Here is a 339-nt window from a genome sequence, read left to right as displayed (position 1 = left end):
CCGTTCACCAGGTGTGTTCTTCGATCACGACAAGGGTAAAACCCACTCGTCCGGCAAACTGCTTTATAACGCTCGCGTGATTCCTTACCGCGGCTCATGGCTGGACTTTGAGTTTGATCCGAAGGATCTGGTCTACGTACGTATTGACCGTCGTCGTAAACTGCCAGCTACCATTTTGCTGCGGGCGCTGAAGTTTACTACGCAGGAAATTCTCGAAACATTTTACGACAACGACAACTACCGTATCGACGGCGGTGGCTTGAAGCTGAAGCTGATTCCATCCCGGTTGCGGGGTGAAACGGCTGCCTTCGATATCATGGATAACGACGGCAACATCAT

At 51.3% G+C, this 339-nt stretch carries 1 protein-coding gene; it reads left to right on the top strand.

What is annotated here, in order from left to right; genetic code table 11:
- A partial coding sequence (locus Q4563_RS17735; RefSeq protein ID WP_303605439.1) for a hypothetical protein occupies window positions 1–339 on the top strand: 339 nt, incomplete at both ends.

The organism is Gilvimarinus sp. 1_MG-2023, from assembly GCF_030548285.1.
This window is presented reverse-complemented; position numbering and strand designations above follow the sequence as displayed.